The sequence below is a fragment of the Variovorax defluvii genome, assembly GCF_039541515.1.
In the GTDB taxonomy this organism is placed as follows: Bacteria; Pseudomonadota; Gammaproteobacteria; order Burkholderiales; family Burkholderiaceae_C; genus Variovorax; species Variovorax defluvii.
Genome location: NZ_BAABGJ010000010.1, coordinates 101981 through 122654 on the forward strand (window position 1 = coordinate 101981; position 20674 = coordinate 122654).

The following is a 20674-nucleotide window of genomic DNA, read 5'->3' on the forward strand; positions in this document are numbered from 1 at the left end:
CAAGGAGCGTGCCCATGCTGATGTCGCTGTCCAGCGCCTGGATCCTGCTGCCGGCCGTGCTGCTCGCCGGCGGCCTGATCGGCGCCAGCGGCATCGGCGGCGTGCTGCTCGTGCCGGTGCTGACCCAACTGGGCGGCGTGCCGCTGCCACAGGCCATTGCCGCGGCGTCGCTGGGCTTTGCGCTGCCCGCACTGGTGGTGCTGGGGCCGCTGCGCCGCGAGCATGCGATGGCGCGGCGCTGCGTGCCGCTGCTCGGTGGTGCGCTGGCAGGCGCGGCGGCCGGCGCGCTACTGGTGCGCTGGCTGCCCGGCGCGGCGCTCATGGCGGGCGTGACGCTGCTCGTGCTTTTTTCGGGCTGGCGCGGCCTGCGTGCATCGCGGATGCCGTTCGTGGCCGCCGCGCCGCTGGGCGCCCCGGCCCTGCTGGGCCTCGGCGCGCTGGTGGGCCTGGGCTCAGCACTCACCGGCACCGGCGGCCCGGTGCTGGTGCTGCCGCTTCTGATGCTGCTGCGCCAGCCGATCGTCTTCGCCGTCGTCGCGGCGCAGGCGGTGCAGTTGCCGATCGCCCTGGCCAGCAGCACCGTGCATGCCGTGGAAGGTCGGCTCGACCTGCAGCTGGCGGCCCTGTGCGGCGTGCTGATGCTGATCGGCTCCATCGCCGGGCAGCGCGCCGCGGCCGGGCTCGATGTGCGGCAACTGCAGCGCTTCGTCTCGATGCTCCTGCTCGCGGTAGGCGCGTGGTTCGCCTGGCTGCTCTGGACATGAAACCCAAGGAAACGACCATGCCGCCTCCCGAATGCTTCAACACCCGGCAGCCCCTGCTGCTGGCCCCCGAATGGCTGATGCTGCCCGACGGCCCGCACGCGGACATGGGCGTGCTCGTCGAGAACGGCCGCTTCGCGCAGGTCGGGCCGCTCGCCGCGCTGCGCGAGGCGCATCCCGGCCTGGCCACCGTCGCACTGCCGCAGCGCCTGCTGATGCCGGGCCTGGTCGACACCCATACGCACCTCACCCAGTCCTTCGGCAAGGCGCTGGCCTTCGGCGAGCCCTCGGAGATCTTCCGCCGCATCTGGGTGCCGATGGAGGCCACGCTGGACGAAAACGCCGCCTACCTGTCCGCCAAACTGGCCTCCCTGGAGTCGCTGCGTGGCGGCTTCACGACCGTGGTCGATGCTGGCACGCGCTCGCATGTGGGGCTCGAGGCGGTGGCCAGCGCCGCACGCGACACCGGCATCCGTTGCGTGCTGGGCATGATCTGCAACGACGGGGGACTCGAAGGCGACGAGGCTGCCGCGCGCCGCATCCTCGACGATGCCGCGACCTTTCTTGCCCGGCTGGAGCACGACCCGCTGGTGCATCCCTCGCTCGCCATCTCGATTCCCGAAGCGGCCAGCGATCACATGCTGCGCGCGGTCGCCGCGCTCACGCTCGAAAGCGGCCGCCGCTTCCAGACTCACGTCAACGAACACCTCGCCGCCGTGGAGCGCTCGCTGGTGGCGCGCGGCCTTCGCCCCCTCGAAGTGCTGCACGCTTGCGGCGCCCTCAATGCCTCGGCCTTGCTGGCCCACGCCACGCTGCTCACACCGCGCGAGATCGGTCTCCTGCGCGACAGCGGCGCAGCCGTCGCCTACAACCCCGTGGCCAGCCAGTGGAAGGGCAACGCCGTGCTCGACGCCGGCCTGCTCGCCATGCTCGGGGTGCCCTTCGGGCTCGGCACCGACGGCACGCGCGCCGACGGCTTGCGGCTGATGGACGCCGCCGAGGCCACGCAGCGCCTGACGCAAGGTCTCGCGAACGGCGATTCCTCCTGCGGCGGCGGCTGGCTTTGGCTGGACCATGCAACGCAGGGCGGCGCGGATGCGGCCGGGGTGGGCGCAATGACCGGCCGCATCGCCGAAGGACTGGCCGCCGACTTCCTGATCGTCGATCTGGATGTCCCCGAGTTCGCGCCGAGCTGGGACCTGGGCTGGGAACTGGTGCGCTTCGCGAACCGCGACCAGATCGAGGCCGTGTTCGTGAACGGCGCCCTGCGCCTTTGGAAGGGCTGGCCGCTCGACTGGGACGCGCGCGCGCTGATGCGCGAAGTGCGCGAGGTCGCGCGGCGCGACGTGCGGCGCGCGCCGATCCAGCGCGTGCACCCGGTGTCGGACCGGCATCGCGCACAGCAGCTGGCTTGCGCGCGCACCTGAAGGATTCGCGCCGGCAGGCTACGATCGTCCGGGCAAGCGGCGCCGCGCCTTGAGCGCCGCCACACATGACGAGAGACAAGCCCAGAGACCGACGAATGATCGAAAGAAAAAGCCACCTCGACGCGCGCGCCATCGCCCTGCTGCTGTTCTGCTGCTCCTTTTGGGGCTTGCAGCAGATCCTCATCAAGACCACCGTGACCGAGGTGCCGCCCCTGTGGCAAGCCTCGATCCGCATGTCGGGCGCCGTGCTGCTGCTGTGGCTGTGGTGCCGGTGGCGCGGCGTGCCGCTGTTCGAGCGCGACGGCACCCTGCCCGGCGGGCTGCTCGCCGGTCTGCTCTTCACTGCCGAGTTCATCGGCATCTACATCGGGCTGCAGCACACCAGCGCCTCGCGCCTGACCGTGTTTCTCTACACCGCGCCCTTCGTGGTGGCACTGCTGCTGCCGCGCTTCGCGCCGTCCGAGCGCCTGCGCGGCGTCCAATGGCTGGGCCTGGCGATCGCCTTCGCCGGCGTGGTGGTGGCCTTCAGTGAAAGCTTCGGCCACAGCGGCTCGCGGCAGTTGCTCGGCGACGCGCTGGCGCTGATGGGCGGCATTGCCTGGGGGCTGACGACGCTGACGATCCGCGCCACGCGGCTGGCCACGGCGAGCGCCGAGAAGACGCTCTTCTATCAGATCGCCGTCACCGCGGCGGTGTCGCCGATGCTGTCGATCTTGCTGGGTGAACGCTGGGGCGTTTCGTACTCGGGCTACGCCTGGTTCTCCATCGCGCTGCAGACCGTGATCGGCGCCTTCGCGAGCTACCTGGCCTGGATGTGGATGCTGCGGCACTACCCGGCGACGCGCATCTCTTCCTTCACCTTCCTGACGCCCTTGTTCGCGCTGGTGTTCGGCGTGCTGTTGCTGAGCGAGCCGCTGACCCTTCAGCTCGTGCTCGCGCTGGCCGGCGTGGCGCTGGGGATCGTGCTGGTCAACCGGAAGTCGGCGCCACCGGTTGCCCAGGCGGGTGCGACCGGCCGCGCAAACTGAAGAAAATTCATTCAGTTTGCACACCGCCCATGGCGAAACGGCGCTTGCCACGATGAACTTCCAACCTCTCCTCGACGAGATCAACGACGAGATCCGTCCCCTCCTGGGCCAGCGCGGCACCGTCGCCAGCTACATCCCCGCGCTCGCGCGCGTGCCGGCGGCGCAGTTCGGCATCGCGCTGCGCACCTGCCAGGGCGAGGAAGCCCAGGCCGGCGATGCCGCCACGCCCTTCTCGATCCAGAGCGTCTCCAAGCTTTTCACGCTCACGCTGGCGATGCGGCACATGGGCGACACCCTGTGGGAGCGCATCGGCCGCGAACCCTCGGGCAACCCCTTCAATTCGCTGGTGCAACTGGAAAGCGAGCACGGCCAGCCGCGCAATCCGTTCATCAATGCAGGTGCGATCGCAGTGGCGGACCGCCTGCTCAGCCGTGGTGATGCCAAGGCAGAGCTGCTGGCGCTGATGGAGAGCCTGTGCGGCGAGCCCGTCGCCTTCGATGCCGAGGTGGCCGCGTCCGAAGCGGCGACGGGCTACCGCAATTACGCGCTGGCCAACTTCATGAAAAGCTTCGGCAAGCTCGACAACGACGTCCAGGCAGTGCTGGACATGTACTTCCACCAGTGCGCGCTGCGCATGAGCTGCGTACAGCTCGCGCGCGCGGCCGGCTTCCTGTGCCGCGACGGCGCCCATCCGCGCCGCGGCGAGGCGGCCATCACGACCGAGCGGCACGCCCGCCGCATCAATGCGCTGATGTTGACCTGCGGCACCTACGATGCCGCCGGCGACGTTGCCTTCTCGATCGGCCTGCCCTGCAAGAGCGGCGTGGGCGGCGGCATCGTCGCGGTGGTGCCGGACCGGCTCACGCTGTGCGTGTGGTCCCCCGCGCTCGATGCGACGGGCAATTCGCTGCTCGGCATGAAGGCGCTGGAGCTCTTCGTCGCGAAGACGGGCCTGTCGATCTTCTGATCCGCCGTCAGCTGCGGCCGAACTCCAGCAGCGTCTCGATCACCCTTTGGGTGGCGCCGTCCAGCGTCGCCTGCGCCCGGTAGGCGATGGCCAGGTGGCGCGTCAGCCGCGGGCTCAGCGGCCGCGTCTGCACATGCTCGCCGGCGTCCGCGGCCACCCCTTTGTCGGGCGCCGGCAGCAGCGCCACGCCGTAGCCGGCGGCGACCAGGCCGCGCATCGCGACGTCGTAGTTGTGCTCGATGCGCGCACGGGGAGCGAAGCCGGCGCGCGCGAACCACTCCATGGTCAGCGCGTACATGCGCGAGCCGGGTTCGTTCATGATCATCGGCTGCTGCGCCAGCCATGCCGGCGTGACGCGCCGCGGAGCCTTCCAGCGTGCGGGAATGAAGGCGGCCATCGAATGCTCGCGCCAGGGTGTCAGCGCCAGGCCCGGCATCGCGGGCTGGGGCAGCGAGATGATGGCCAGGTCCAGGGTGCCGGCCAGCACGCCCGAGACGGAAAACTCCGAGCCCATGAAGCTGGGCGTCAGCACGATGTCGGGGTAGCGCTCCAGGAGCGCATGGAACACCGGCGGCAGCAGATCGACCACGACGCTGGTGGTGCTGCAGCCGATGCGCACCCGGCCGGCCAGGCCCTCGTGCTGGCGCCGCACCGCATCGATGGCGTCGTCGGCGTCGCGCAGCAGGCGCCGGCCTCGCTCCACCAGCACCGCGCCGGCCGGCGTGGGCGAGACCCGCCGTGCGCCGCGCAACACCAGCGGCGCGCCCAGACGCGACTCCAGTTCGCTGATGTGCAGGCTCACCGTGGGCTGGGCCAGGTGCAAGGCCTGTGCAGCGGCCGAGAAGGTGCCCAGGTCGGCGATCGCGATGAGGGTGCGGAGTTGGTCAAGGTTCAGCTGGCGCATCAGAAATCCTGATGGGAACTCTCAGAAATCTCAACTTCCACAATAACACCCGTCCGCAGATCATCGTCTCCCATGACTGGAGAACACACCATGCGATCGGAAAAGCAAGCGACGATCCTCGCGCTGTTGCGCAGGGCCGTGGCCGCCCTTGGCGCACGCGCGCAGGCGCGCCGCCATGCGCGGCAACAGGCCTCCCAGCTCGGCGGCATGAGCGAGCACGAATTGCTCGACCTGGGCATCGGCCGCAGCGAGGTGCCCGCGGTGCTGAGCGCTTCGCAGGCGCGCTGACGAGCAAGCTCAGAGACTCGCCAGCCGCACCACCGCCCAGCCCAGGGAGACCATGAGCGCAACCACCAGCGCGGCGCGGCTCCACACTCGCTCCGCTTCCGGTCGGCGGCAAGACGAGTTGCCGAGGGAGGCGAAGGTCGAGGGGCGTTCCGGGCGGTCGGGCTTCTCCGTCCACCAGCCCGTGTTTGTATCGTGATCATTCATAGCGCGAAAGTATTCATCTCCGCGCCAATGTCGACTATGTCTTTTGACTTACAAACCCGCTTGCAGCGTGAGCGTTGTCACAGAAGCAGGCGTCCGATTTGGCGGTGGAGCGTCTATCCCGTGCGGGCGCACGTCGACTCGCGCACCACCAGCTCCGGCCGCAGCACCACCGTGGAGGCCGACAGCGCCCGGCCTTCGATCTCGTCGAACAGCATCTCGGCCGCGCGCCACCCCAGTTCGCGGTGCGGCAGGCGGATGGTGGTGAGCGGCGGGTCGACCATGTCGACCAGCGGCATGTCGTTGTGGCCGGTGATCGAGATGTCCTGCGGCACGCGCAGGCCGCGCGCGCGCAGCTCATCGTAGGCACCCAGGGCCACCAGGTCGTTGCAGCAGACCACCGCCTCCGGCCGGTCGTGCTGCGCCAGGAGTTGGGCCATGGCCCGGCGGCCAGCTTCGCGGCTGTAGCTGTCGCACTCGGCCTCGGCGGCCAGCGGCAGGCCGCGGTCGCGCAGCGCCTGCTCCACGCCTTGCCGTCGCGCCACGCCGGTGGGCACGTCCTGCGGGCCGGCCAGGTGCGCGATGCGCCGGTGTCCGGTGCCGACGAGGTGGTCGACCGCCAGCTTCATCGCCAGCCGGTCATCGCTGACCACGGCAGGCAGGCGCCCGCTTTCGTCGGCCCGGTTCACCAGCACTGCCTTCATGCCGGCCTGCCGCAGGAAGTCGAGCAGCGGATCGTCACGGGTGGCGATCGCCAGCACCACGCCGTCGACCTTCTGCGCCATCATGCGCTCCACGATCGGCCGGGCCAGCGCATGGTCCACCACGTTGGTCACGAACACGAAGTAGCCGCGCGCCGAGGCGCTGGCCTCGATGCCCTGGAGGATGGGCGGAAAGACTGCGTTGGTGATGTCCGGCACCAGCACACCGATGGTGCGGGTGCGCCCCGTGCGCAGCGCGGCCGCGGCGCGGTTGGGCCGGTAGCCCAGGCGCTGCGCCGCCTCCTCCACCACACGCAGCACCTCTTCACTGATCAAGCCCCGCCGCTCGGGATTGAGGGCCCGCGACACCGTTGAAACATGCACCCCCGCGGCATGCGCCACGTCGCGGATGGTCACGGCCTGGGGGGATGGAGTGCTCATAGGAATGCAAACGATTGGTCGAGAATGACGAACGGAGTATCGCGCGGTTTCAGACGGAATTAAGCGTAAACCCTGAGATTGACCGAAATAATTCTGGCCGCATAATCTGCAAACGTTTGCAAGACAAAGGCAGCCCCATGAAGATCGTGACCACCCCCGAATCCGTGCTCGAGATGGCGCTTGCCGCCATGGCCCGAACGCCCGACGAGCGCCTGCGCACCGTGATGGCTGCGCTCACCCGCCACCTGCACGCCTTCGTCCAGGAGGTGAGGCTCACCGAGGAGGAATTCGAGTCCGCGCTGGACTTCATCGTCGGCATCGGCCACGCCACCGGCGACAAGAAGAACGAGGTCGTGCTGGCGGCCGACCTGCTGGGCGTGTCCACCCTGGTCGCGCTGCTGAACAACCAGGACCCGCAGGGCGAGTCGCCGGCCGCGCTGCTGGGCCCCTTCTGGCGCGCCAACGCGCCCCTGTGCGCCACGGGTGAGTGCATTGCCCGTTCCGACACGCCCGGCGGCATCCCCCTCGAGGTGACGGGCACGGTGCGCGATACAGAGGGCCGGCCGATCGCCGGCGCCATCGTCGACACCTGGCAGGCCTCCCCCGTCGGCTTGTACGAGAACCAGGACCCGCAGCAGCAAGACATGAACCTGCGCGGCCGCTTCGAAACCGACGCCGAAGGCCGCTTCCGCTTCACCACCGTGCGCCCGGCCGGCTATCCGGTGCCGACCGACGGTCCCTGCGGCGTGCTGCTGCGCGCGCAGCAGCGTCATCCCAACCGGCCGGCGCACCTGCACTTCATGGTCAGCAAGCCCGGCCACAAGGTGCTGATCACGCAGGTCTTCGCCGACGACGACGAGAACCTGGAGAGCGACCCGGTGTTCGGCGTCACGCGCCGGCTGATCGGCCGCTTCGAGGCGCAGCAGGACGGCCAGGCCGCCACGCTGGCGCACGACTTCGTGCTCGAGCCCGGCGAGATGAAGTTTCCGCGCCCGCCCATTCCCTGAATCCCTTTCCGACCCTCCACCGCACTTCTCCATGAGCTTCGATCCCACACCCCGACTCGACGGCCGGGTGGCCGTCATCGCCGGCGGCCTCGGCGCCATCGGCTACGCCACCGCGCAGCGACTGGCCGCGCTCGGCGCCAGCTGCGTGCTGCTGCACCGCCACGCCGACGATGCCGACGCCCGCACGGCCGCCCTGCCGGCCGCGGCCGGCCAGCGCCATCTCGCGCTGCAGGCCGACATCGTCGACACGTCCAGCCTGCAGCGCGCCGCCGCCGCGGTGCAGGAAGGCTTCGGCCGCTGCGACATCCTGGTCAACAGCGCCGGCCACACCCGGCCCGTGCCCGCGGCCGACCTCGACGGCCTGAGCGACGAGCTGATCGACGATCTGATGCGCGCCAACTTCCGCGGCGTGTTCGCCACCATCCGCGCCTTCGTGCCGCTGCTCAAGGCCAGCGGCGACGGCCTGGTGGTCAACATCTCCTCGATCGCCGGATTCACAGGCGTCGGCAGCAACCTGGCCTATGTGGCGGCCAAGGCCGGCCTCGACGTGGTGGGCGACGCGCTGGCCAAGGTGCTGGCGCCGGCGGTGCGGGTGGTCTCGGTCTCGCCCGGGGCGGTCGAGTCCGGCTTCGTTCCGGGGCGCGGCGACGCCTTCAAGGCGCAGATGGCACAGACCACGCCGCTGGGCCGGATCGGCACGCCGCAGGACGTGGCGGCCACGGTCGAGGCGCTGGCGACCACGCTGCGCTTCGTCACGGGCACGCGCATCGTGGTGGATGGAGGGAGGCATCTATGAACAGCAGGACATTGATCACCTGCGCGGTGACCGGCAACCTGGTCAAGCCGGAGCAGACCCCGCACCTGCCGATCACGCCCGCGCAGATCGCCGACGAATGCCTGGCTGCCGCCGAGGCCGGCGCGGGCCAGGTGCACATTCACGTGCGCAATCCGGAAAGCGGCAAGCCTTCGATGCAGGTCGAGCTCTACCGCGACGTGGTCGACCGCATCCGCCAGAAAAACCGCGAACTGATCATCAACCTCACGACCGGCCCTGGCGGCCGCTTCATCCCGAGCGAGGATGACCCGAAGGTCTACGCGCCCGGCACCAGCCTGCTGCCGCCGGAAAAGCGCGTAGAGCACATCGCCCTGATCAAGCCGGACGTCTGCTCGCTGGACCTCAACACCATGAACTCCGGCCCGGACGTGGTCATCAACACACCGAAGAACGTCCGCCGCATGGCGAAGGTGATCCGCGAGGCGGGCGTGAAGCCCGAGCTGGAGATCTTCGATTCCGGCGACATCCACATGGCGCTGGACCTCATCGCCGACGGCACGCTCGAAGGTCCGGCGATGTGGACCCTGGTGCTGGGCGTGAAATACGGCTTCATGCCCACGCCGCAGACCGTGATGTACGCGCGCGACATGCTGCCGCGCGGCGCCTTCTGGAGCGCCTTCGGCATCGGGCGCATGGAGTTCCCCATCGTCGCGCAGGCCTGGCTGCTGGGCGGCCACGTGCGGGTCGGCATGGAAGACAACATCTACCTGGAGAAGGGCGTGCTGGCCAAGAGCAACGCGGAACTGGTCGCCAAGGCGCGCGACATCATCGAAAGCCTGGGCGGCGAAATCGCGAGCGCGCGCGAGGCGCGCACGATGCTCGGCCTGGCGGGGGGGCAATGAGATGAGCGCCGTATTGAACACGGAGACGGCCGCACGCGCCGTGCGCCTTCACGACAAGGCCGCGAACCTCGACGCGCTCGAGCTCGACATCGCGCCGCAGCAGGAGCCCGCCGCGAAGCCCGGATACGCCGTGGTGCGCGTCTGCGCCGCCGCGGTGAACCCGAGCGACGTCAAGGCCAGCCTGGGCCTGATGCCGCAGGCCGTGTGGCCGCGCAGCCCCGGCCGCGACTTCGCGGGCGTGGTGATCGCGGGTCCGGGCGAATGGGTGGGCCGGGAGGTCTACGGCTCCGGCGGCGACATCGGCATCACGCGCGACGGCTCCCACGCGCGCTACCTGCTGCTGCCGGTAGAGGCACTGCGCGTACGCCCGCGCAGCATCACGATGGACGAGGCCGGCGCGGTGGGCGTGCCCTTCGTCACGGCGTACGAAGGCTTCCGCCGCAGCGGCATGCCGCAGGCCGGACAGACCACGCTGGTGCTGGGCGCCAACGGCAAGGTGGGCCAGGCCGCGGTGCAACTGGCCGCGCAGGGCGGCGCACGCGTGATTGCGGTGCAGCGGCGCCCGGGGCCCTTCGAGGGCTTTGCCTGTGCACCGGTCGACGTGATCGACGCGAGCGCCGAAGACATCGCCGCCCGGGTGCGCGAAATCACGGACGGCCGGGGTGCGGACATCGTCTACAACACCGTGGGCAGCGCCTACTTCGAGGCCGCCAACAAGGCCATGGCCAAGGGTGCGACGCAGATCTTCATCGCCACCCACGACCGCGCGGTGCCCTTCGACATCTTCGCCTTCTACCGCGGCATGCACACCTACGTGGGCATCGACTCGCTGGCGATGGGCTGCGTGGCTTCCACGGCGCAACTTGACGTGATGCGCGAGGGCTTCGAGCGAGGCACGCTCAAACCCTTCCCTGTCGCGCGCGCCTTCGGGCTCGACGAAGCGGCGGACGCCTACCGGCTGGTGCTCTCCGGCAGCACCGATCGCGTGGTGCTGCGGCCCTGAGACAGCGCAATGCACATCACCCGTTTCGACCAGGCGCCCGCCTACGAGGCGCCGAACCACTTCGACATGCGCTGCCTGCGCCTGCAGGGCAAGGAAGCCGGGCCGTCATCGCAGATGTGGATGGGCATGAGCCAGATCCTGCCCGGCGGCCACACCGGCCTGGACGGCTCGTCCATCGAGAAGCTCTACCTCGTGCTGGAAGGTGAGCTGCACGTCGTGTCCGAGCTCGAGGGCCAGCGCGACGAGCAGGTGCTGCGCCCCTACGACTCCTGCCGCTTCGCGCCCGGCGAAAAGCGGCAACTCGTCAACCGCAGCCCGCGGCCCGTGCTGGTCGCGCTGGTGATGGCGAACACGCCCCCGGCGGCCTGAGCCGCGTTCCTCTTTTTCCTGATTCATCGGAGACAACCCATGACCTCATTCATCCCCCGCCGCCGCCAGTTGCTCGCGGCCACCCTGGCGGCCTGTGCGCTGGGCAGCGTCCACGCCCAGGGCGACTGGCCGAAGGGCCAGGCCATCAAGATGGTCGTGCCCTTCACTGCCGGCAGCGGCACCGACATCGTGGCCCGCCTGGTGGCCGAGCGCCTGGGCCCGGCACTGGGCACCAGCGTGATCGTCGACAACAAGCCCGGCGCCGGCGGCACGCTCGGCGCGGCGCAGGTCGCGAAGGCGCCGGCCGACGGCTACACGCTGCTCGTGCATTCGGCCGGGCACCTGGTCAATCCGTCGATCTACCCCAACTTGCCCTACGACACGATCAAGGACTTCGCCGGCATCACGCCGATGGCCAGCCTGCCCAACATGCTGGTGGTCGCACCGAACCGCTTCACCGACGTGAAGGACCTGGTGGCGCAAGCCAAGGCCAAGCCCGGCGGTTTCAACTACGGCTCGGCCGGCAACGGCTCGGCCACCCACATGAACGCCGAGGTGTTCCGGCTGGCGGCGGGCGTGCAGGCGCAGCACGTGCCCTTCCGCGGCACGCCCGAGGCCATGACCGAGGTGATGGGCGGGCGCATCGACTGGTTCTTCGCGCCGATGGTGTCGGCGCTGCCGCTCGTCAAGGACGGCAAGCTCAAGGCCCTGGCGGTGGGTACCGGCAAGCGCTCGGGCGTGATGCCGCAGTTGCCGACCACGGTCGAGGCCGGCGTGCCGGGCTCGGAGTACCAGTTCTGGGTGGGCCTGTTCGCGCCGGCCAAGACGCCCAAGCCGGCGGTCGAGCGGCTGCAGGCCGAGGTCGCGAAGATCATGGCGGCGCCGGAGTTGAAGGAACGCCTGGACAAGCTGGGCGCCGAGGCCTTCACCATGCCCTCCGCGCAGTTCGACAAGTTCATCGTCGACGAAACGGCGAAGGCGCAGCAGGTGGTGAAGGCGGCGTCGATCAAGGTGGATTGATGCTTCCTTGCTTCATGTCCCCTATGCCCTACCTAACCGATAGAGACGAGTCCGAAAGGCCGGTAGCTATGTCGCGATGAGCGGCGATTCTTGCGAACTGCCCGAGCGATCGTTGACTCACTTCCTCCAACCCGGCCCATTGAAGGAGTCGGTGAGCATCTTCTCGACTCCGTCTTTGGCGAGTTGAATCGCGGTGGCCCGGATATCGCGTCGTGCCCAGTTGCGCCGCATCCGTTGCAGGTGATCATGTCATCGGACTTCGGGATGTCCAAGAGATGGTCTCGGCTGACCAGTGCGCTTCAGCTTTTTATTGCCGTGGTCTCCCATGCATGGCCTTTACTTTCCGATGGTGATCAGAAGAAGATGAACACCGGATGCTGCAGCGACCAGAAAGACGCCGAAGGCCCGCCAGCCGATGGGCTCGATGGACGCGTCATGGGCCGCCTCACCCGATCTCCTGGAGACCCCGCTTGTCCTGCTGCACCAAGAGACAAAGGCAGCGTAGACCAGAAAGGCACCGACGAGCCCGAACTCCAGCGCCATGAAGAATGCCGCGTAGCCCATGCGCCCCGCCACGCCAGACGAAGCCGTGAAAGCCATCGACACGCTCAATAGCGCGAGCAGGATCATCCATGGGCCACGCAGAAGTACGCGCCTCCACTTTTCATCCGCCGACAGGCGGCAGGTGCCGAACAGCGTTTTGATCAGGAAGATCTTCTTCACGTACTGCTCACGAGTTCGACCTCGCGCGCACTGAGCTCGCGAAAGCCTGGCGAAAGGGCTGAAAATGATCTAAAGCTTTTTGTCATCGGGACTCCCCAGTGGTTGAAGCAAGGCCGCCATGAAACAGTGAGACGACACCGAACTTCGTCACAAGAAAGGCAAAGGATCGGCGCGCGGAGTCTAGTGGCGCCGACGGCTCGCTCTCAATCACCCGATCGGGTGTATTGACAAAGCATGCTTCTCTTGCACGCTGGCCCGTCGCAAGGGCTGCAAGAACGCCAACCCAACCAGACGCTTCACTCGTAGACCGTCAACGGCCCGCAGTTCTCGTCGGTCACGAAGAAGGCCAGCAGCTTCGCGCTGCGCGACGGGTCCGGGTTCTCGGCGAACACGTGGAGCGTGCCCGGCGGCTCGAAGAAGCTCTGGCCGGCCTGGTAGTCGTGCGCCGGCGTACCCTGCAGCTGCGAGCGCACCGTGCCTTCGATCACCACCGCCGTGACCGAGCCCGGATGCCGGTGCGCCGGCGAATAGGCCAGCGGCGGAAACTCCACCAGCACCGTGGTCTGCGACTTGCCGGGCACGTTCGGCAGCGGCTCGCAGGACAGCGGCTGCACGCGGGTGGCCGGCCGCGCGGCGCTGCCCGCAGCCGCCGGCGCCGAGGCGAACATCGGCCGGCCCAAGGCCGTGCTGCACAGGTCGTCGATCCAGCGGGCGGCCGACCGGGGCGCGGCCGGCACGAGCAACACCCAGGCCGCCGCCAGCGAGAGCGCGCCGAACGCCAGTGCACGGTGCACGCCAAGGGGCGAGCTATTCATGCCAGCACCTCCACCGGCCAGCGCAGGCCCGCATGCCATCCAAGCTCGCGCCGGGCCTTCCCGCCGTCGAGTTCGGGCCCTTCCTCCGCGATGTTGAAAATGCCCACCGCGCCGCGCTGCAAGGCCAGCAGCGCGGCCCATGCCGCCGCCTCGACGTGGACCGGGCTGGCACCCGTGGGCGCAGCGGCCGACGTGCGCGGCCCGTAGAAGCGGCCGTAGCGCAGCACGGTGCCGGCCAGGCCCGGCGTGCCCAGCGTCGTCGACTCCAGCGCCGCCACGCCGCGGACCGTGATGCCGCGCGGGTCCGCGGCCGCCAGGTCCAGGGGGTGCGACTCGCGCCAGGGCTGAGGGCCCGGTGCATAGGCCCAGGCGATGCTCTGCGCGACCATGCGGCCGCAGCCCGAGGCAAGGGCCGCCGCGACCAGGTTGCGCGTGCCTTCGCTGCGCACGCGGGCGTTGCGCGCCACGGCATCGGCCATCGCCGCGGGATCGAGCGTCCGCGGCAGGTCGGTGAGCTGGTGCACGACCGCGTCGGGCGCGATGCGCTTCAACGCCTGCGCGAGGGCGCCTGCGTCGAACACGTCCACCACGACCGGCGTCACGCCCTGTGCTTCGAGCGTCGGCGCCCGATCGGCCCGGCGCGTGCTGCCATAGACGGTGTAGCCGGCATCGATCAGCAGCGGGCCCAGCACCGAACCGACCGCACCCGCCGCGCCGGCCAGGAAAACTTTCATTTCGCCCATGTGATCCCTGTTCGACTGAAAGGCCTCAGCGTAGGGCTAGGATGCACCAGGACAAAGAGCCAAGATCGAGCGAAACGACTGGGCCATGATGAAACCTTCGCTGTCTTACGCAACCTTGCTGAAGCTGGACCGGGCGCAGGCGACGCCGCTGTACCAGCAGATCTGCGAGCGCTTCCGCGGCGCGATCGAGCAGGGCCTGCTGCAGCCCGGCGAGCGGCTGGCCTCCGCGCGCAGCCTGGCCGGCGAGCTGGGCGTGGCGCGCGGCACGGTCGAGCTGGCCTATGCCGAGCTGGCGGGCCAGGGCTACCTCGAGGCGCGTGGCCAGGCGGGCACGGTGGTCTCGCCTGCGCTCCCGCAGCGCAGGCCTTCGCGCAGCGCGGCGCCCGCGAGGCGGGAACCATCCCCGCCGGCGCTCGTGCCGGCGCCGCCGCCCGGACCCTTTCAGCTCGGCCTGCCGGCACTCGATGCCTTCCCCCGCAAGCTCTGGACGCGGCTGGCCGCACGGCGGGCACGCTCACTCGGCCTGGACGACCTGCACTACGGCGACCCGGCGGGCCATGCGCCGTTGCGCGAAGCCATCGCGGCCCATCTGCGGGTGGCGCGTGGCGTGGCATGCAGCCCCGCGCAGGTCATCGTGACCGCCGGCCACCGGGCCAGCATCGCCTTGGTGGCGCGCACGCTGCTCGCGCCCGGCGAACGCGTGTGGCTGGAAGACCCGGGCTTCCCGCAGGCACGCGAGGTGCTGCAGGGCGCAGGCCAGCGCGTCGTGCCGGTTTCTGTCGACGAAGACGGCCTGTGCGTGGCGCGAGGCCGCCAACGTGCGCCGGATGCGCGGCTGGCGGTCGTCACGCCCTCGCACCAGGCCCCGCTGGGCCATGCGATGAGCATGGCGCGCCGGCTCGAACTGCTGGCGTGGGCGCAGTCGGCGCGCGCCTGGATCGTGGAGGACGACTACGACGGCGAATACCGCTACGCCGGGCACCCGCTGCCGGCCCTCAAGAGCCTGGACCGGCGGGAGCGCGTGCTCTATGCCGGCACCTTCTCGAAGGTGCTCTACCCCGGACTGGCCCTGGCCTACCTGGTGGTGCCGGCCCCGCTCGCCGAGCGCTTCGCGCGGGCGGCCGGCGTCGCCTCCAACGGCTGCCCGGCGCTGATCCAGGCGGTGGTGTGCGACTTCATGCGGGAAGGCCACTTCGCGCGCCACATCAAGAAGATGCGGCTGCTCTATGCGCGCCGCCGGGCGCTGCTGGCCGCCGAGCTGCAGCGCGCTTTCGGCGATGCGGTGCGCGTGGAACTGCGCAGCGGCGGCATGCACCTGATCGCGCGCTTCGAGGGACTGGGCAATGACCGCGCGCTCGGCCGTCGCGCCCTGGCGGCGGGCCTGCAATGCGCGCCGCTGTCGGAGCGCTACATGGCCGGCCCGCGCACCGAAGGTTTGCTGATGAGCTTCACCAACGTCGGCTCGCAGCCCGAGGCGCGGCGCCTGGTGGCGCGGCTGCGTGCCGCGCTGGCGGTGGGCTAAGCTCCCGCCATGCCCCACGCCCTCCTGCTCCTGCTGCACCTGCTCGCCGCCGCCTTCTGGGTGGGCGGCATGGCCGTCATGCATTTCGCCGTCCGGCCCTCCGCCGTCGCGGTGCTGGAGCCGCCGCTTCGGCTTCCGTTGATGGCGCAGGCGCTGTCGCGCTTCCTGGCCGGTGTCGCGGTCGCCATCGCGGTGCTGCTGGCCAGCGGCTTCGGCATGGTGTGGCTGGCGGGCGGCTTCGCGCGCGTGCATTGGAGCGTGCACGCGATGCTCGGCATCGGGCTGATGATGATGGCCCTGTACCTCCACATCCGCTTCGCGCCTCACCCGCGCCTGCAGCGTGCGGTCGCGGCGCGCGAATGGCCGGTGGCGGCGGCCCAGCTCAACACCATCCGCAAGCTGGTGGAGCTGAACCTCGTGCTGGGCGTGGTGGTGTTCGCGCTGGCGATCGTGGGGCGGGTGCTGTAGTCAGGCCGGCAGCACGAGTTCGTAGCTCGTGCTGCGGCCGCCGGACTCGGACTTCTTCAACACGCCCCGGGCCACCAGGTCGCTGATGTCGCGCAGCGCGGTATCCGCCGAGCATTTGGCGATCGCCGCCCACTTGCTGCTCGTGAGCTTGCCTTCGAAGCCGTCGAGCAGGCGGTTGATCAGCTTGATCTGGCGCTCGTTGAGGGGCGTGCCTGCGAGCCGCTGCCACAACCGGGACTTGGCGAGCACCGTCGACAGACCCGCCTCCGCGCCCTCGACCGCACGCAACAGGCAGCCCAGGAACCAGGCCAGCCAGGGCGTGACGTCCATCGAGCCTTTCTGCGTGCGTTCCAGCATGTCGTAGTAGTCCTTGCGCTCGCGCTGGATCTGGGCGGACAGGCTGAAGAAGCGCTGCGATGAGCCTTCGGCCCGTGCCAAGGCCATGTCGCCGACGGCGCGCGCGATGCGGCCGTTGCCGTCGTCGAAGGGGTGCAGCGTCACGAACCACAGGTGCGCCAGGCCCGCATGGACCAGCAGATCACCATCCCGGGACAGTTCGAACCACTCCAGGAATCGCGTCATCTCCAGCTCGAGCCGAGAAGCAGGCGGCGCCTCGAAATGCACCTTGCGCCGCCCGACCGGCCCGGAGACCACCTGCATCGGCCCTGTGGCATCGTCGCGCCAGGCGCCGGTGCGGATCGGCGACGGCCCGCTGTAGCCCGTCGGAAAGAGCGCCGCATGCCAGCCGAACAGCCGCTCGCGCGTCAGGGGCTGCGCGTGGGTGCTGGTGGCGTCGAGCACCATGTCGACCACGCCGTCGACATGCCGGTCAGCCGGGGCCAGTGCCCCGATGTCCAGCCCCAGCCGCCGCGCGATGGAGGAGCGGACGGTCTCCGGGTCGAGTCGCTCGCCCTCGATCTCGCTGGTCTTGAGCACCTCGTCCGTCAGGACGCGCAAAGTGGAGGCGTCGCGCTGCGACAAGCCGACATCCGTCATTCGGCCGAGGAGACGCCCCTGGGCCAGGTGCACCGACGCCAGCGGCGAAGCCAGGGCGCCGCGTTAGATCACACCCGCCTCGCGCAGCGCCGCACGCTGCTTCTCGTCCAGCCCCATCTCGGCCAGCACCTCGTCCGTGTGCTGGCCCAGCGCCGGCGGCGCGCGCCGCAGCACGGGCGGCGTCGACTGCAGGCGCAGCGGGCTGGCCACGCCGGCGATCTGGGTGATGCCGTCGCCGGCATCGCGCGGCAGCGTGACCGCGAGACCCCGCGCCTTGACCTGCTCGTCCTCGAAAGCCTGGGCGATGTTGTTGATGGGGCCGCAGGGCACGGCCTTGTCCTCGAGCAGCGCGATCCACTCGGCGGTGGTTTTCGTGCGGGTGACGGTTTCCATCAACGGGATCAGCACCTCGCGGTGCCGCACCCGCAGCGTGTTGGTGGTGAAGCGCGGATCGGTGGCCCACCCGGTCTGGCCGGCCGCCTCGCAGAAGCGGGTGAACTGGCCGTTGTTGCCGATGGCCAGCAGCATCGCACCGTCCTTCGTGTGGAAGTCCTGGTAGGGCGCGAGGCTGGGGTGGCTGTTGCCCTGGCGCTTGGGGGCGACGCCGGTATTGAGGAAGGCACTGGCCTGGTTGGCCAGGATGGCCATGCCGACGTCCAGCAGCGCCATGTCGATGTGCTGGCCCTCGCCGGTGCGGTGCCGCACCTCGATGGCGGCCAGGATCGCGGTGGAGGCGTAGACGCCGGTGAAAAGGTCCGTGAGCGCCACCCCCACGCGCAGCGGGCCGCCGCCGGGCTCCTCGTCCGGGCGGCCGGTGATGCTCATCATGCCGCTGGTGGCCTGGATCATGAGGTCGTAGCCGGCGCGCCCGGCATGCGGGCCGTCGTGGCCGAAGCCGGTCACGCTGCAGTAGACGAGGCGCGGATTGATGGCGCGCAGGCTCTCGTAGTCCAGGCCGTATTGCTTCAGTCCGCCGGTCTTGAAGTTCTCGACCAGGATGTCGGCCTCGGCCGCCATCTTCTTCAACAGCGCCTGGCCCTCGGCGGTCGCCATGTCGATGGTGACCGAGCGCTTGTTGCGGTTGCAGGCGGTGAAGTAGCTGGCCTGGTCGGTGTCGCGGCCCTGGGCGTCCTTCAGGAAGGGCGGGCCCCAGGTGCGGGTGTCGTCGCCCACGCCGGGGCGCTCGATCTTGACGACGTCCGCACCCAGGTCGGCGAGGATCTGGGTGCACCAGGGTCCCGCGAGCACGCGGGAGAGGTCGAGAACCTTGATGCCCTCGAGTGCCGCCGTCGCCATATCAGTTGGCAAACGCTGCAATGCCCGTTTGCGCGCGACCCAGGATCAGCGCATGGATGTCGTGCGTGCCCTCGTAGGTGTTGACCACCTCCAGGTTGACCAGGTGGCGCGCCACGCCGAATTCGTCGCTGATGCCGTTGCCGCCCATCATGTCGCGGGCCAGGCGGGCGATGTCCAGCGCCTTGCCGCAGGAGTTGCGCTTGAGCAGCGAGGTGACCTCGACCGAGGCGGTGCCCTCGTCCTTCATGCGGCCCAGGCGCAGGCAGCCCTGCAGCCCCAGCGTGATCTCCGTCTGCATGTCGGCCAGCTTCTTCTGGACCAGCTGGTTGGCGGCGAGCGGGCGGCCGAACTGCTTGCGGTCCAGGGTGTACTGGCGGGCACGGTGCCAGCAGTCCTCGGCCGCGCCGAGCGCGCCCCAGGAGATGCCGTAGCGCGCGCTGTTCAGACAGGTGAAGGGGCCCTTCAGGCCGCGCACCTCGGGGAAGGCGTTCTCCTCGGGGCAGAACACGTTGTCCATCACGATCTCGCCGGTGATGCTGGCGCGCAGGCCGACCTTGCCGTGGATGGCGGGGGCCGACAGGCCCTTCATGCCCTTCTCCAGCACGAAGCCGCGGATCGGGCCGACGGCGCCGCCTTCGCTGACTTCCTTGGCCCAGACCACGAAGACGTCGGCGATCGGGCTGTTGCTGATCCACATCTTGCCGCCGGTGAGCGAGTAGCCGCCCGGGACCTTCCTGGCGCGGGTGACCATGCTGCCGGGGTCGGAACCGTGGTCGGGCTCGGTCAGGCCGAAGCAGCCGATCCATTCGCCGGTGGCCAGCTTGGGCAAATATTTCTGTTTCTGCGCCTCGGTGCCGAATTCGTTGATCGGCACCATCACCAGCGAGCTCTGCACGCTGGCCATGGAACGGTAGCCGGAGTCGACGCGCTCGACCTCGCGGGCGATCAGGCCGTAGCACACGTAGTTGAGCGCGGGGCCGCCGTATTGCTCGGGGATGGTCGGGCCGAGCAGGCCGAGCTCACCCATCTCGCGGAAGATCTTCGGATCGGTCTCGCCAGTGCGGAAGCCCTCGAGCACGCGCGGGGCGAGCTGGCCCTGGCAGTAGGCACGGGCGGCATCGCGCACGGCACGCTCGTCGCTGGTGAGTTGCTGGTCGAGCAGGAGGGGGTCGTCCCATTGGAATGCGGCGTGGGCCATGTGCGGTCTCCGGTGGATGTGTCTGGAAGGAAGCTGGGTGCGATCCTAAGCTTCGGGACCGCCGGGCGCAAACGAAGATTCGGAACCCAGTTATGCGGTTTTCGCACACCGACCGACAATCGGTGGCTGCTCTTCAAGATAAGCACTCTCCATCAACTATGTAGCGCCCGCATACCATGCGCCGAAGACTCCCCTCCACCCAGGCCTTGATCTGCTTCGAGACCGCCGCCCGCCACGAGAGCTACACGCGCGCGGCGCAGGAGCTCGCACTGACGCAGAGCGCGGTCTCGCGCCAGATCACGGCGCTGGAGGATTTCCTGGGCATGGCGCTGTTCCGCCGCACCCGCCACGGCGTAGCCCTGACGCCGGCCGGCGCCGACTACGCCCGGCAGATCTCGCGCCAGCTCGACAGCATGGAGCGCGACACGCTGGATGCGATGGCGCGCCAGGGCGTGGGCGGGGCACTGCAACTGGCCGCGGTACCGACCTTCGCCACCCGCTGGCTGATTCCACGCCTGCCGGATTTCGCGGCGCGGCATCCGGACATCACGGTCCACATCGAGACGCGCACCCGCCCCTTCCTGTTCAACGACACCTCCTTCGACGCCGCCCTCTACACCGGCACACCCCAGCAGGCGGCCAACTGGGCCGGCACGCGCTCGGTGCTGCTGCTGCACGAGGACGTGGTGCCGGTGTGCAGCCCCGCCCTGCTCGGTGCCAAGGCCCAGCTGTCGCCGGCCGCGATCGCCAGGATGCCGCTGCTGCAGCAGAGCACCCGCCCCGACGGCTGGCACGAGTGGTTCGACGCTCAGAAGGTGGACGCGCCGCGCGCGCGCAGCGGTCCGCGCTACGAGCTGTTCTCGATGATCGCGGTGGCCGCCGCGCACGGCCTCGGGGTGGCCCTGATGCCGCGCATGCTGATCGAGCCGGAACTGGAGCGCGGCGAACTGGTGGTGGCCTGCGACCGGCCGCTGCGGGCCGAGCGCGGCTACCTGCTGGTCACGCCCGCCGGCGGCGAAGAGCGTCCGGCGCTGGTCGCCTTCCGCGACTGGCTTGTGGCAGCGGCGGCGGCCGAGTCGTCGTGAATCGCCGCGGACGTGACGGTAGCCCGGCCCCGGC

At 69.7% G+C, this 20674-nt stretch carries 22 protein-coding genes and 1 pseudogene; 14 read left to right on the top strand and 9 right to left on the bottom strand.

The features are described 5' to 3' along the window. The first annotated feature begins 14 nt into the window (after positions 1-14). From ABEA07_RS06690 to ABEA07_RS06705, 4 genes are all read left to right on the top strand, one after another. Positions 15-764, top strand: coding sequence for a TSUP family transporter (locus ABEA07_RS06690; protein WP_345536704.1), 750 nt, complete (start codon positions 15-17; stop codon positions 762-764). 17 nt (positions 765-781) lie between these two features. Further along, a complete protein-coding gene (locus tag ABEA07_RS06695; RefSeq protein ID WP_345536706.1) occupies positions 782-2188 on the top strand; it encodes an amidohydrolase family protein in 1407 nt (468 codons plus the stop codon). Between the two features lie 95 nt (positions 2189-2283). Further along, positions 2284-3216: a DMT family transporter gene (locus ABEA07_RS06700; protein ID WP_345536707.1), complete on the top strand. Its 933-nt coding sequence runs from the start codon at positions 2284-2286 to the stop codon at positions 3214-3216. Between the two features lie 52 nt (positions 3217-3268). Then, complete coding sequence (locus tag ABEA07_RS06705) at positions 3269-4183, top strand: glutaminase (RefSeq protein ID WP_345536708.1); 915 nt, start codon at positions 3269-3271, stop codon at positions 4181-4183. Positions 4184-4190: 7 nt separating this feature from the next. On the opposite strand, the gene ABEA07_RS06710 is transcribed toward ABEA07_RS06705, so the two are convergent. Next, positions 4191-5087 carry a LysR family transcriptional regulator gene (locus ABEA07_RS06710; RefSeq protein ID WP_345536709.1) on the bottom strand — a complete coding sequence of 299 codons (897 nt, stop codon included), beginning with the start codon at positions 5085-5087 and terminating at the stop codon, positions 4191-4193. Between the two features lie 90 nt (positions 5088-5177). Here ABEA07_RS06710 and ABEA07_RS06715 point away from each other — a divergent pair, with 90 nt between their 5' ends. After that, positions 5178-5375, top strand: coding sequence for a YjiS-like domain-containing protein (locus ABEA07_RS06715; RefSeq protein ID WP_345536710.1), 198 nt, complete (start codon positions 5178-5180; stop codon positions 5373-5375). 9 nt (positions 5376-5384) lie between these two features. Here ABEA07_RS06715 and ABEA07_RS06720 read toward each other — a convergent pair whose 3' ends face one another. Together ABEA07_RS06720 and ABEA07_RS06725 are read right to left on the bottom strand one after the other, a co-directional pair. Next, complete coding sequence (locus ABEA07_RS06720; protein ID WP_345536711.1) at positions 5385-5579, bottom strand: hypothetical protein; 195 nt, start codon at positions 5577-5579, stop codon at positions 5385-5387. A gap of 113 nt (positions 5580-5692) precedes the next feature. Further along, a complete protein-coding gene (locus ABEA07_RS06725) occupies positions 5693-6718 on the bottom strand; it encodes a LacI family DNA-binding transcriptional regulator (RefSeq protein ID WP_345536712.1) in 1026 nt (341 codons plus the stop codon). 137 nt (positions 6719-6855) lie between these two features. Between ABEA07_RS06725 and ABEA07_RS06730 the strand changes: the two genes are divergently transcribed. Genes ABEA07_RS06730 through ABEA07_RS06755 form a run of 6 tightly spaced genes read left to right on the top strand, consistent with a single transcriptional unit; the run spans position 6856 to position 11794 of the window. Continuing rightward, complete coding sequence (locus ABEA07_RS06730; protein ID WP_345536713.1) at positions 6856-7725, top strand: dioxygenase family protein; 870 nt, start codon at positions 6856-6858, stop codon at positions 7723-7725. Positions 7726-7756: 31 nt separating this feature from the next. Then, complete coding sequence (locus ABEA07_RS06735) at positions 7757-8521, top strand: SDR family NAD(P)-dependent oxidoreductase (RefSeq protein ID WP_345536715.1); 765 nt, start codon at positions 7757-7759, stop codon at positions 8519-8521. Beyond that, on the top strand, positions 8518-9402 hold the full coding sequence (locus ABEA07_RS06740) for a beta-keto acid cleavage family enzyme (protein ID WP_345536717.1): 885 nt from the start codon (positions 8518-8520) through the stop codon (positions 9400-9402). Before ABEA07_RS06735 ends, ABEA07_RS06740 begins: the two co-directional genes overlap by 4 nt. A 1-nt stretch (position 9403) precedes the next feature. Next, positions 9404-10405 (top strand): quinone oxidoreductase family protein, encoded by a 1002-nt coding sequence (locus tag ABEA07_RS06745; protein ID WP_345536719.1) that lies wholly within the window; start codon positions 9404-9406, stop codon positions 10403-10405. A 9-nt stretch (positions 10406-10414) separates the two neighbouring features. After that, positions 10415-10774, top strand: coding sequence for a cupin domain-containing protein (locus tag ABEA07_RS06750; RefSeq protein ID WP_345536720.1), 360 nt, complete (start codon positions 10415-10417; stop codon positions 10772-10774). Positions 10775-10813: 39 nt separating this feature from the next. Then, a complete protein-coding gene (locus ABEA07_RS06755; protein ID WP_345536722.1) occupies positions 10814-11794 on the top strand; it encodes a tripartite tricarboxylate transporter substrate binding protein in 981 nt (326 codons plus the stop codon). Positions 11795-12130: 336 nt separating this feature from the next. On the opposite strand, the gene ABEA07_RS06760 is transcribed toward ABEA07_RS06755, so the two are convergent. The 3 genes from ABEA07_RS06760 to ABEA07_RS06770 all read right to left on the bottom strand — a co-directional run bounded on the left by ABEA07_RS06760 (position 12131) and on the right by ABEA07_RS06770 (position 14075). Beyond that, entirely contained in the window at positions 12131-12517 is a 387-nt protein-coding gene (locus ABEA07_RS06760) for a hypothetical protein (RefSeq protein WP_345536724.1), read from the bottom strand. A gap of 296 nt (positions 12518-12813) precedes the next feature. After that, positions 12814-13332 (bottom strand): cupin domain-containing protein, encoded by a 519-nt coding sequence (locus ABEA07_RS06765; protein WP_345536725.1) that lies wholly within the window; start codon positions 13330-13332, stop codon positions 12814-12816. Then, on the bottom strand, positions 13329-14075 hold the full coding sequence (locus ABEA07_RS06770; RefSeq protein WP_345536726.1) for an NAD-dependent epimerase/dehydratase family protein: 747 nt from the start codon (positions 14073-14075) through the stop codon (positions 13329-13331). The genes ABEA07_RS06765 and ABEA07_RS06770 overlap by 4 nt, the downstream gene beginning before the upstream one ends. Positions 14076-14160: 85 nt before the next feature. Here ABEA07_RS06770 and pdxR point away from each other — a divergent pair, with 85 nt between their 5' ends. Together pdxR and ABEA07_RS06780 are read left to right on the top strand one after the other, a co-directional pair. Further along, positions 14161-15597, top strand: coding sequence for a MocR-like pyridoxine biosynthesis transcription factor PdxR (gene pdxR / locus ABEA07_RS06775; protein ID WP_345536727.1), 1437 nt, complete (start codon positions 14161-14163; stop codon positions 15595-15597). A 9-nt stretch (positions 15598-15606) separates the two neighbouring features. After that, positions 15607-16065: a CopD family protein gene (locus tag ABEA07_RS06780; RefSeq protein WP_345536728.1), complete on the top strand. Its 459-nt coding sequence runs from the start codon at positions 15607-15609 to the stop codon at positions 16063-16065. On the opposite strand, the pseudogene ABEA07_RS06785 reads toward ABEA07_RS06780, so the two are convergent. The 3 genes and pseudogenes from ABEA07_RS06785 to ABEA07_RS06795 form a co-directional block, all read right to left on the bottom strand. After that, positions 16066-17118: pseudogene (locus ABEA07_RS06785) on the bottom strand (Fic family protein); the annotation flags it as partial. It abuts the gene before it with no gap. A 6-nt stretch (positions 17119-17124) separates the two neighbouring features. Beyond that, positions 17125-18357: a CaiB/BaiF CoA transferase family protein gene (locus tag ABEA07_RS06790; RefSeq protein WP_345536729.1), complete on the bottom strand. Its 1233-nt coding sequence runs from the start codon at positions 18355-18357 to the stop codon at positions 17125-17127. Position 18358: 1 nt separating this feature from the next. Beyond that, positions 18359-19555, bottom strand: coding sequence for an acyl-CoA dehydrogenase (locus ABEA07_RS06795; protein ID WP_345536731.1), 1197 nt, complete (start codon positions 19553-19555; stop codon positions 18359-18361). 176 nt (positions 19556-19731) lie between these two features. On the opposite strand from ABEA07_RS06795, the gene ABEA07_RS06800 reads away from it, so the two are divergent. After that, positions 19732-20640 (top strand): LysR substrate-binding domain-containing protein, encoded by a 909-nt coding sequence (locus ABEA07_RS06800; RefSeq protein WP_345536733.1) that lies wholly within the window; start codon positions 19732-19734, stop codon positions 20638-20640. Positions 20641-20674 lie beyond the last annotated feature (34 nt).